The organism is uncultured Faecalicoccus sp. (assembly GCF_944327125.1).
Lineage (GTDB): Bacteria > Bacillota_I > Bacilli_A > Erysipelotrichales > Erysipelotrichaceae > Faecalicoccus.
Genome location: NZ_CALVGO010000041.1, coordinates 1 through 11,485, shown reverse-complemented (window position 1 = coordinate 11,485; position 11,485 = coordinate 1). Strand labels below are relative to the sequence as shown.

Here is an 11,485-nt window from a genome sequence, read left to right as displayed (position 1 = left end):
AAGTTAAGCACTTCAGCGGCGAAAATAGTTGGGCCTGCCCCTGCGAACATAGCACGTTGCCGGGTCTTTTTTTATGGCTTTTTTGGCCTTATATCTGGCTGGATTGGTTGAATGTTTGTATTTTTACCTCCTATCCATTATTCTGTGGTTAAATGAGGTGAGAGTATGACGTTTCTAAAACGATTTTTTTCAATATGTATTCTTTTTCTTTTTACCGCTTGTACTTCTGTGCATCCTGTCTCTATTGAGCATCGTTCCGTTTCTGATTTTGATCCTTTATTCAGCGACACTTATCAGACTTTTTCTGATTCTTTTGATCCTGTTTCTCATTTTGAAATTGCTGAAACGTCCAGCTTTGTTTCCTTTGATGTTGCCATGTTTGAGTGGAAGGACTCGGAATGGAATAAATCTTTATCACATACTATAAAACTGCAGGATGAACCGGTTGATTTATTTTTTGGGACAAGTGTATCAACCTGTGCCTTATATATTGAAATTCCAGGGTCAGAATCACGTTCTTCTACTTTTGATTATGATTTAGATCTTTCAGAATTGGAACATTCCTCTGTCTCCTTTATCCAGGTCGAAGACGATTCGTTTGTTCCTATTATGGCTTTTTATGAAGAAGGTCAGTCGTATTCCTTTAAGGATTTTCAAAAAGATCTAGGTGACTTTTCAGGAAGATATGTCTTTTTAGCCCTATCTTTTTCACAGGTCTAAATTTATAAGGAGTTTGTCATGAAAATTAAACCAATGATCTTGGGGCTTGTTTTAGGTTGTTTTTTGATCAGCTGTACATCCAAGACTTCGGAGTTGGATTCGAACCTTTTAGAACAATACCGCCAGGAAGAAGAACAGTTTTATGAAGAAAATGAAGTGATTGGTACGATGAAGCTGAAAAAATCGGAAATGTTTGATTATTTTCACTTTGAGGGGTATCGCTATCATAACGATCGCTTTTCTTCATTTTCTTTAGGAACCGTTCGGGTGACCGGGTCTACGATTCTGATCAAATTTGGTAAAAATCCGGAAACATCCACTTTTTCATTTTTGATTCAAGGAGATCAATCCTCCTATTATAAGCTGAACAGCGACCCGATTTCGCTCGTGCCGGAAAACGGGTCATTCTGTGGCAGTTATCCGGATGTTTTGGAACTTGAGACGGAATCCCAGCGGCTTTTTTCATTTGCGATGACCGAACCTTCAGCATCTTATTCCTGCAGTTTGGATCAGCCGGGTCCGGGATCTTACCAGGGGGAAGGAACTTTCCTATATTTTACGGGATATGTTTCAGACACGTATATTTCTTAAGATTTTGTTAAACTTGAGGCCTTGCCTTGAGTTTTTTTTATCGTGTGCTAAAATATCCTACATATAAGGAGAATTATGCATAAATATATACGTATCATAAAATCAAAGCCATTTTTCATTGCCATGGCTTTTCTCATTCAAATCCTTGCGTTTATTCTTTTACTGACTTGGTTTTCAAGACGATTCTTTGGTCTCTACTTTATCCTTGTCCTTTTAAGTTTCTTTATCAGTGTTCAAGTCATCAATCGCGAATCGGATTCAAGCAGTAAACTATTATGGGTTCTGGTCATCATGTTTATGCCTGTTTTTGGAGGTGTCTTGTATCTTCTTTTTGGTGCCCGCAAAATTCCTAGGGAATTGATGATCAAAGACCGTCAGGCAGCTTCGGACTACCAGCGTTATGCCAAACAAAGCATTAAAGTCATGAAACAGGAAAGTGATGACTTTGTTCTTGATAAAATGGTTTCTCTTGCCTGGTCCAATGGTTATTTTCCGGTATATGATCATTGTTCGGTACAGTATTTTCCTTCAGGAGAAAAACAATATCAGGCGTTTTTAAAAGAACTTTCTGAGGCAAAATCTTTTATCTTCATGGAATTTTTCATCATCAATCAAAGTGTGATGTGGGATACAATTTTACAGATCCTGATCGACAAAGCCAGTGAAGGTGTGGATGTTCGCTTGATCTATGATGATTTTGGCACAATCACTTATCTGCCCGACAAATATGACCAATGGCTTACTTCCCGGGGAGTAAAGACCCATCGTTTCAATCCGATGAAAGCCCAGATTGCCATGCAGATGAACAATCGCGATCATCGCAAGATCCTTGTCGTGGATGGTAAGGTGGCCTTTACCGGCGGCTGTAATATATCCGATGAGTATATCAATACGCGCGAACGTTTTGGACATTGGAAAGATATGGGCGTTTGTATCAAAGGCGCTGCCGTTGAAACCTTCACGATCTCCTTTCTTCAGATGTGGAATTATCAGGAAGAAGAAAATACGCCGTATGCACCTTTTATCGTTAAAAAAGAAAACCAGATTCGCTATGACGAACCTGGTTATGTGATTCCGTTCAGTGATTCGCCTACGGATGAAAACTATACCGGAAAATATATGCATCTGAATCTACTGAATGCCTCTACCAATTACTTCTGGATCACGACGCCTTATCTGATTCTGGATGATGAGATGGTATCCAGCTTACAGCTTGCTGTCAATAACGGGGTGGATGTACGCATTGTTGTACCTGCCATTCCGGACAAGAAAGCCGTTTACCAGGTGACAAAAGCCAACTACGATGCTTTGATCAAAAAGGGCGTGCGTATCTATGAATACAGTCCTGGTTTTATCCATGGAAAAGTTGCGCTCAGTGATGATCGAAGTGCTCTGGTAGGGACTGTAAATATGGATTTTCGCTCTTACTATCTTCATTATGAATGCGGTGTCTTTATGCGGGATACATCCTGTCTTCAAGAAATTCATGATGATTTTGAAGACATTTTCAGCCGTTCTCACGAGGTCACTTTGGAAGAATGCGAACAAGTTAATTTCTTCTTACGCCAGTTTAGAAAGATCTTGAAGGTTTTCGGTCCTATGTTATAAAAAAAGACTTGCGACTTGGTTATCCTAGGATAGCCAAACGCAAGTTTTTTTAAATCATTTTTTTAGGGTCCACATAGAGATCAAATTCTTCTTCTGTCAAATACCCTAATTCCAAGATGGCTTCTTTTAAAGAACAGTTATGGTGATAAGCATACTGGCTGGCTTTCCCTGCTTTTTCATAGCCGATGACCGGATTCAAACAAGTTACCAACATCAGTGAATGATGCAGGTTTTTATCGATTGTCTCTTTGTTGGGTTTCAGGCCATGGAGGCATCGAAGTGTAAAGGAATCGATGGCATCGCTCATGAGCTGAATACTTTGATCGATATTATAGGCAATCAAAGGCATAAAGACATTCAGTTCAAAGTTTCCCTGACTGGCTGCCATGCCGATGGCCGTATCGTTTCCCATGACCTGGACAGATACCATTGTCATGGCTTCACACTGCGTAGGATTGACTTTTCCCGGCATGATGGAACTGCCTGGTTCATTGCTTGGAATATCGATTTCATGGATGCCGCATCGCGGACCAGACGCCAACCATCGTATGTCATTGGCAATCTTCATGCAGTTGCATGCCAAACCTTTTATAGCGCCGGATAGTAATACACAGGCATCCTTGCTGGTAAGGGCATGGAATTTATTGGGGTCGGGAACAAAATCGATATGGGTTTTCTCTTTGAGAATGGAACAAACCTTCTGATCGAAATCTTTTGGACAGTTGATTCCTGTTCCGACCGCAGTAGCACCAATGGCCAGTTCTTTCACATATTTCAAGCTGGATTGGATCTGATCCATACTATGTTCGATCATAGAACGATAACCGCTGATCTCCTGAGAAAAATACAGTGGGGTCGCATCTTGAAGATGGGTTCTTCCAATTTTGATCAATCCTTGATTTTCTTCTTCGATTCGTTTCAACTCCGTGATCATTCTTTCACAGGCCGGAAGCAATTCGTCAATCGTTTTTTGTGCCATCATCATATGCAGGGCTGTTGGAAAGGTATCGTTGCTGCTTTGTGAACAGTTTACGATATCGTTGGGATGAAGAATTTCTTGATCCGCATACTGATTTCCCAAAGTTGTGATGACTTCATTGAAGTTCATATTAGTTTGGGTTCCGCTTCCTGTCTGCCAGACGTGGAGAGGGAATTGGTCGTTATATTGACCATCCAGAATCTTTTCGCATACATGTTCAATGGCATCGCATTGTTCCTGCGTGATTTTTTGGTAAGACAAGTTGGCAATCGCACAGGCTTCTTTCAATAACGCAAAGGCATTAAGGATGCTTTGCGGCATAGTTTCAATTCCAATAGGGAAGTTTTCCAGACTTCGCTGGGTCTGGCTCTTCCAGAATTTATCTGCAGGAACTTTTACTTTTCCTAAAACATCTCCTTCAATTCGATAATTACTCATAAATGTTTCCTCCGTTGACAGTAGTGTATCATTTTTTTTGGTTACTATCTATGTTAAAATATAGATGAATTTTACTCTTAAAAGGAGCGATCATGATGCGAATGGAACAAGTTTATGAGGCGTATTTTGATGATTACAATTGCGTAAAAGTCTATATGTCAAAAAACTTTTTTAACGGCTCATCCCGAATCTTTCATTTAAAGGATTCCTGTGACCGAATTATCCGTACGGATATTGAATCCAAACAGGATCTTCAAAATGGGTATATAAAATATATCTTATCTTTAAAAGAACCACTGATCATTGGTGAGGAATATGTCCTTTATGATGAACATTGCCAGCGAACGTATTGCCAGTACTCACACATTGTAAAGACGTCTCAGTTCAACGATGATTTTTTTATTGAGGAAAAAGATCTAGGCTGTTCCTATTCACCGAAAAAGACAGTTTTTAAAGTATGGGCTCCTACGGCGCATCGAATCCGTCTTTGTTTAGATATAAAAGGAAAAAAAGACGTTGTGGAATTAAAACGGCAAAAAAAAGGTGTCTTTTCCTGCACGGTCAATAAAGATATTTTAGATGCTCATTATACTTATATGGTACGATCCAATGGAAAATGGAGTGAGACCGTCGATCCGTACAATCCATTCTGTGGTCCCAATACGAAATACAGTGTGGTAGAATCGATGGATCGGCTGACTTTACCGGATAAAGTAAAAATGCCTCTTTTGTCCTCAAATACCAAAGCCATTATTTATGAAGCCAGCATTCGGGATATGACTTCAGAATCTGGAATTGGGATCAAGCATCCAAAAAAGTTTAAAGGGTTTACCGAAGAAAACTATACGACCAAGACGATGAGCACAGGACTCAGCTACATTTGCTCTTTAGGGGTAACGCATGTTCAGCTTCTTCCGGTTTTTGATTTTGGCAGTGTGGATGAAGTCTACACCGATATATTTTATAACTGGGGCTATGATCCCGTTCACCATCGTGCTTTAGAAGGAAGCTATTCGACCGACTGTAAAGATGCTAGGGTCCGAGTATTAGAGTTTGCACAGCTGGTCCATGATCTGCATGAAAAAGGATTGCGCGTGAATCTGGATCTTGTGTTCAATCATGTTTATGCCAAAGACAGCTATCCTCTGGAAGTTCTGGTTCCCAATTATTATTTTTTGATGAATACGGAAGGGGAGTTCAGTAATGGTTCTTATTGTGGAAACGACATTGATACCCAGCCTCCGATGTCTCGACAATATTTTCTTCAGACATGCCTGCAGATCGTAAAATGGTTTGATGTGGATGGTTTCCGTTTTGATTTGATGGGAATCCTGGATTATACACTGATCAATGAAATCGCGAAACAGTGCCGTGCCATCAAGTCTGATTTCATGATTTATGGAGAAGGATGGAACATGCCAAGTTTTGTATCGGAAGATCTCAGAGCTTCGATGCTGAATCAGCATAAGATGCCTTTGGTCGGCCACTTCAGCGATCGTTTCCGTGAAGTGTGCAGGGGGTCTAACGGCGATCTGGAGATTGCCGGATATTCAAATGGGAATACGGATCTTCTCTATGATATGGAACAAGCTCTGGCAGCCAGCTGTCTGGAAAATAAATTTGATTCTCCACAGAAAGTCATCAACTATGTGGAATGTCATGACAACCATACTTTATGGGATAAAAACAGTGTTTGTTGCCAGAACGAGTCCCGAGGCATCCTGATGCAGCGTCAGACTTTGGCTACGGCTCTGGTACTTCTTGCTCAGGGGGTGCCGTTTATCCATGCCGGACAGGAATTTGGCCGGACAAAACACAATCTGGGGAACAGTTACAACCGAAGCGATCACTACAATCGTATAGATTACAATTTAAGAAATAAACATATGCCGATCGTTGTAGATACGCGGATGTTGATCGACATTCGAAAATCGCATCCTTGTTTTTCGTTAGAAACCAAAGAAGAAATTGAACAGAATGTATCCTTTGGAGAAATTGATCATAAAGTCCTGATTTACGAGACCCAAAAGGATCAGGACCACTGTATCTGTTTCTTTAATCCTACCAATGAAAAGTTCAGTTACGATTCTTTCCAAAAGCTGACGATTCTTTTCGATAATGGAAATATCAATCCGGCTACGACCTATCGAGTAGAAATTGCTCCATATGGTGTCGTGGTATGCAGTGTTGAGTAGGATTCACTTTCATTTTTTCACAGAGAAGAATGCGAGAATCCCCTTGACTTGTATCCTTTCAAAACATAAAATAATTTCAATAACGTTTGTTCAAAGAGGAGGAGATCATGGCAAAATTTTGTAAAGAACCATCCCGTACTTTTAGTGAGTATTTATTGATTCCCGGATATACAGATGAAAACTGCATTCCGGATAATGTTGATTTAAGCACCCCTTTAGTAAAATTCAAAAAGGGTGAAAAACCAGCACTGCATTTGAATATTCCTATGGTGTCTGCCGTTATGCAGGCTGTCAGTGGAGAAGAAATGGCTTGTGCTTTGGCCAGAGAAGGCGGTGTCAGCTTTATTTATGGATCACAGACCATCGAATCGCAGGCGGCAATGGTTGCCAAGGTAAAATCCACAAAGTCTGGATTTACGGGAAGTGATTCCAATATTTCACCAGAAGCCACTTTAGCCGATGTGATCGCATTGAAACAAAAAACCGGACATTCTACCATGGCCGTTACCGAAAATGGAAAAGCCGACGGCAAACTTGTCGGTATCGTGACAAGCCGTGATTACCGTGTCAGCCGTATGGATCTGAATACGAAAGTCAAAGAGTTTATGACACCTTATGAAAAGCTGATTGTCGGTGATGAAGATATTACTTTAAGTGAAGCCAATGATCTGATCTGGGATCATAAATTGAACCAGCTTCCTGTTGTGGATAAAAATCAAAGATTAAAAGCTTTTGTATTCCGTAAGGACTATGCATCTCACAAAGAAAATCCAAACGAATTGCTGGATGATCAAAAACGCTATGTCGTGGGAGCGGGAATCAATACCCGTGATTATGAAGAACGTGTTCCTGCCCTGGTGGAAGCCGGAGTTGATGTATTGTGTATTGATTCCAGTGAAGGATATTCTTGCTGGCAAGCTAAGACTTTACAATGGATCCGTGAAAAATATGGAGATACAGTCAAAGTAGGAGCAGGAAATGTCGTAGACGAAGAAGGATTCCGTTTCCTTGCCGAGGCGGGTGCCGATTTTATCAAAGTTGGTATCGGCGGAGGATCGATCTGTATCACTCGTGAACAAAAGGGGATTGGCCGCGGACAGGCGACCGCAACTTTAGAAGTAGCGCAGGCCCGTGATAAATATTTTGAAGAAACAGGTGTATATATCCCGATTTGTTCTGATGGAGGAATCGTACACGATTATCACATCACCCTTGCCCTTGCTTTTGGGGCTGACTTCGTTATGTTGGGACGTTATTTTGCCCGTTTCAAAGAAGCTCCAAACAATTTGGTCAGTGTGAATGGAAACTATATGAAAGAATACTGGGGCGAAGGAAGTGCCCGTGCCCGTAACTGGCAGCGCTATGATGTAGGCGGAGATGCCAAGATGAGCTTTGTCGAAGGGGTAGATTCTTATGTTCCTTATGCCGGTACACTGCATGAGAATGTAGGATTGACGCTTTCCAAGATTTCCCATACGATGTGTAACTGCGGATGTCTTTCCATTCCAGATCTTCAAAAGAATGCGAAGGTGACCCTGGTATCCAGTACAAGTATCGTGGAAGGCGGCGCACACGATGTCGTTGTGCGTGATGAAAGCTTTGACGCAAAACCAAACTAAGACCCAGAGAGAAACAGGAAAAACTGTTTCTCTTTTTGTTTGGTTGCACTTTCAACTGTTGTTTGTTATATTGTGAACATGAAAGACTTTTCCGATCATAATTCCGATTTGCTGCTTGATATCAGCATTTTATATCGAAGTACACAAAAATATTACGATCAAATGCTTCAAAGCGTTTCTTTAACGTATGCCCAGCTGCCGATTCTTATTTTGATCTATGAAAATGAAGGAATTTCTCAGCAGCGCGTGGCCACGGAAGGAAGTTATGATAAAGGAACCATCACAAAACAGGTACAGAAACTTGAGGAAATGGGATATATTCGCGTTCAGCCTTCCCAAAAAGATAAACGGGCCAAAGAGCTTTATACGACATCAAAAGCGCGTCAGATCATGAGTAAGGTGTATGCGATCCGGACTTCCTGGTGGCAGCACATCAGTGCTTCGATCCCTCAGGAAGATATGGATTCATTCTCTACATTTTATAAAAATATGGCCGTTTCTGCCCGTGAGTTTGCGCAGGCTGATCTAAGTGAGATCCTCTTTTTTGAACAGCAGAATATCAGTTTGGAAAGTTATCCGGGAAAGGTTTCAACTGTCCTGTCTACAGGAGGATGTAACTTTCGCTGTCCTTTCTGTAATTGTTCCCATCTGGTGTTCTTAAAAGAAAACACCAAAAGCATTCAGGAAAGCCAGATACTCCAATATCTGACACGAAGAAAAGGCTTATTGAATGCGGTTTTGATCAAAGGGGGAGAGCCTTTGATGCATCCAGAGCTGCTGCCGTTTTTAAAAAAAGTCAAAGCCTTAAACTATGATGTAAAGTTGGAAACGAATGGATCCTATTCGGCACTTTTAAAGGAATTGATCGATCAAAATCTGGTTGATGAAGTTCTGTTTCATATCAAAAATACTAAAGAAAAATATGGAGAAACGATTGGCTTGAAAGACTATGACATCAAAGAGGTGCAGTCCAGTATCGATTGTTTACAAAAGACAAAGAAAAGTATTACTTTTGTCTTTACGCCTATACAGGAACTTCATACGATGGAAGATCTTCTGGCCATGGCCAGATGGATTCAGCCGGCTCAAAAGCTGGAACTTCATACATATCAGGAAAAAGAAACCGTGATCCAGGAAGGATTTCACGGCTATTCGCCGGAGGCACTTAAACAGGCGCAGGAGAAAATTCAAGAGATCATACCGAATGTTGTGATCAGATAGGGGAAATATATGTTGAAAGTAGAAAAAAGAGATGGAACGATTGTCGACTTTAATGTATCAAAAATCATCAATGCCATAGAGAAAGCTTTTGTTTCCTGTAAGATGACCTATGATCCGCAGATCTTTGATCTTTTAGTTTTACGGGTCAGTGCCGATGTTCAGCCCAAGATCCATCATGAGATCGTATCGGTGGAAGATATCCAGGATAGTGTAGAAAGAGTCCTTTCACAGGCAGGGTATACGGAAGTTGCCAAATCCTATATCTTATATCGGAAACAAAGGGAAAATGTCCGGCGGATCGAAACAACAACATTGGATTATAAAAATATTGTTGACTCTTATCTGGACAATAGCGACAGAGATTTAACGATCGATCAGCCTTCGATCTTTTCTGTCGGCGGTTTGATCTTATCAAATTCAGGCGCAATCACAAAGAATTACTGGCTCAGTGAAGTGTACGATACCCAGATCGAAGAAGCACATAATAGCGGACTGATCCATATCCATGATCTGGATATGCTGACAGGAGACAGTGCCAGCTGGAGTCTTTTGACATTGATTACCAATGGCATACAGCCGGGTCCTGACCAGATTCAGTCTCGTCCGGCCAAACATCTGATGACTTTGTGCAATCAGATGGTCAATGCTCTGGGGATCCTTCAGAATGAATGGGCCGGAGCGCAGACCTTTTCAAGCTTTGATACATACCTGGCTCCTTATGTCAAACAAGATCATTTAACACATTCAGAAATAAAAAAGGCGTTGGAAACCTTTATTTACGGAGTAAATATTCCATCCAGATGGGGAACACAGACACCATTTTCCAATGTCTTGTTTGATATGGAAGTTCCTGAAGATCTAAAGAATGTCAAAGCCTGGGTCGGCAATCGTGAAATGGATTTCACCTATGGAGACTGTAAAGAAGAAATGAAAATGATCCAGGATGCTTTTTTTGAGATCCTGTACGAAGGCGATGCGATGGGAAATGGTTTTCCTTTCCCGATTCCTACCGTGATGATCGATGAAAACTTCGATTTTGATGGACATGAAAATCTGTTTAAATGTACTGGAAAATATGGATCACCTTATTTTGTCAATCGAACACAATCGGATTTTAAACATTCCTCTTTAAAGATGGTGGATTCTTCAAAATGGAATAAGAAACCAGGTTTTTACAGTTATCCAGAGAATTCAGGAAATATAGGAACAGTGACGATCAATCTTGTTCGTTTGGCCTTGATCAGCAAACAGGAAGATGAGTTTTTTGAGCACTTGGAACAGATATTGGATCTTTCCTGCCGGTCATTGCGTATCAAATCTCAAGTTTTGACCAAACTGTTAAAGAGCGGATTGTATCCGTATACAAGCCAATATATTGAAAATTTTGATCATCATTTTTCCACGATCGGGATCGTAGGGATGAACGAAGCCGGATTAAATGCAGCATGGCTGAAAAAAGATATGACGCATATAGAAACTCAGAATTTTGCCGGTAAAGTTTTAACTTTTATTCGTGACCGTTTGATTCTTAAACAAAAGGAAACCAACAGTTTGTACAATCTGGAAGCCACACCGGCAGAAAGTGTTTCGTATCGGTTCGCATGTAAGGATAAGGAGCTCTATCCCGATTTGATCATGAATGATACATTAGCGTATACCAATTCAACCCAGATGCCTTTTAATAACGAAAAAGACTTGTTCGAGACGTTAAAGATCCAGGAGAATATTCAAAGAATCTATAATGGCGGCGTTTCTTTTCCTATCAACATTTCGCAAGGAATCATGAATGAACAGGCCGTTCGAACTCTAGTCAAAACGATCATTCAGTCCTTTGACATCTATGACTTCATGTTGTCGCCTATTTATTCGGTGTGCAGTGAGCATGGTTATTTAAAAGGGCTGCAGACACATTGTCCAAAATGCCAGAAAACGTGTACGATCTGGGCAAGAGTGGCCGGCTATTATCATTCGGTGAATTTACGAGATCAAAGAGTATATAAAGATTTTTTAAAACAAAATCATTTTGATATAGAGTGAATTAAAAAAACACTTATGAAATAACAGACGCATGGCCGTAATTTTTTACCTGTTATTTCTTAGACGTTGAAGAGCTT

The 11,485-nt window shown here is 40.6% G+C and carries 8 protein-coding genes; 7 read left to right on the top strand and 1 reads right to left on the bottom strand.

Going from position 1 to position 11,485, the window contains the following annotated elements; all coding sequences use genetic code 11:
- Nucleotides 1–165 precede the first annotated feature (165 nt).
- The 3 genes from Q0K03_RS05695 to cls all read left to right on the top strand — a co-directional run bounded on the left by Q0K03_RS05695 (nucleotide 166) and on the right by cls (nucleotide 2,919).
- Entirely contained in the window at nucleotides 166–720 is a 555-nt protein-coding gene (locus Q0K03_RS05695) for a hypothetical protein (RefSeq protein WP_297238642.1), read from the top strand.
- 18 nt (nucleotides 721–738) lie between these two features.
- The gene (locus Q0K03_RS05690) at nucleotides 739–1,311 is read left to right on the top strand and encodes a hypothetical protein (protein WP_297238641.1); all 573 of its coding nucleotides are present in this window, start codon (nucleotides 739–741) and stop codon (nucleotides 1,309–1,311) included.
- 75 nt (nucleotides 1,312–1,386) lie between these two features.
- Entirely contained in the window at nucleotides 1,387–2,919 is a 1,533-nt protein-coding gene (cls, locus tag Q0K03_RS05685) for a cardiolipin synthase (protein WP_297238639.1), read from the top strand.
- 49 nt (nucleotides 2,920–2,968) lie between these two features.
- Here cls and Q0K03_RS05680 read toward each other — a convergent pair whose 3' ends face one another.
- Complete coding sequence (locus Q0K03_RS05680) at nucleotides 2,969–4,336, bottom strand: class II fumarate hydratase (protein ID WP_297238637.1); 1,368 nt, start codon at nucleotides 4,334–4,336, stop codon at nucleotides 2,969–2,971.
- Between the two features lie 92 nt (nucleotides 4,337–4,428).
- Between Q0K03_RS05680 and pulA the strand changes: the two genes are divergently transcribed.
- The 4 genes from pulA to Q0K03_RS05660 all read left to right on the top strand — a co-directional run bounded on the left by pulA (nucleotide 4,429) and on the right by Q0K03_RS05660 (nucleotide 11,408).
- A complete protein-coding gene (pulA, locus tag Q0K03_RS05675) occupies nucleotides 4,429–6,531 on the top strand; it encodes a type I pullulanase (protein WP_297238636.1) in 2,103 nt (700 codons plus the stop codon).
- A 107-nt stretch (nucleotides 6,532–6,638) separates the two neighbouring features.
- Nucleotides 6,639–8,150 carry an IMP dehydrogenase gene (locus tag Q0K03_RS05670; protein ID WP_297238635.1) on the top strand — a complete coding sequence of 504 codons (1,512 nt, stop codon included), beginning with the start codon at nucleotides 6,639–6,641 and terminating at the stop codon, nucleotides 8,148–8,150.
- A 78-nt stretch (nucleotides 8,151–8,228) separates the two neighbouring features.
- A complete protein-coding gene (locus Q0K03_RS05665) occupies nucleotides 8,229–9,371 on the top strand; it encodes an anaerobic ribonucleoside-triphosphate reductase activating protein (protein WP_297238633.1) in 1,143 nt (380 codons plus the stop codon).
- A 9-nt stretch (nucleotides 9,372–9,380) separates the two neighbouring features.
- Nucleotides 9,381–11,408, top strand: coding sequence for a ribonucleoside triphosphate reductase (locus Q0K03_RS05660; protein ID WP_297238631.1), 2,028 nt, complete (start codon nucleotides 9,381–9,383; stop codon nucleotides 11,406–11,408).
- Nucleotides 11,409–11,485 lie beyond the last annotated feature (77 nt).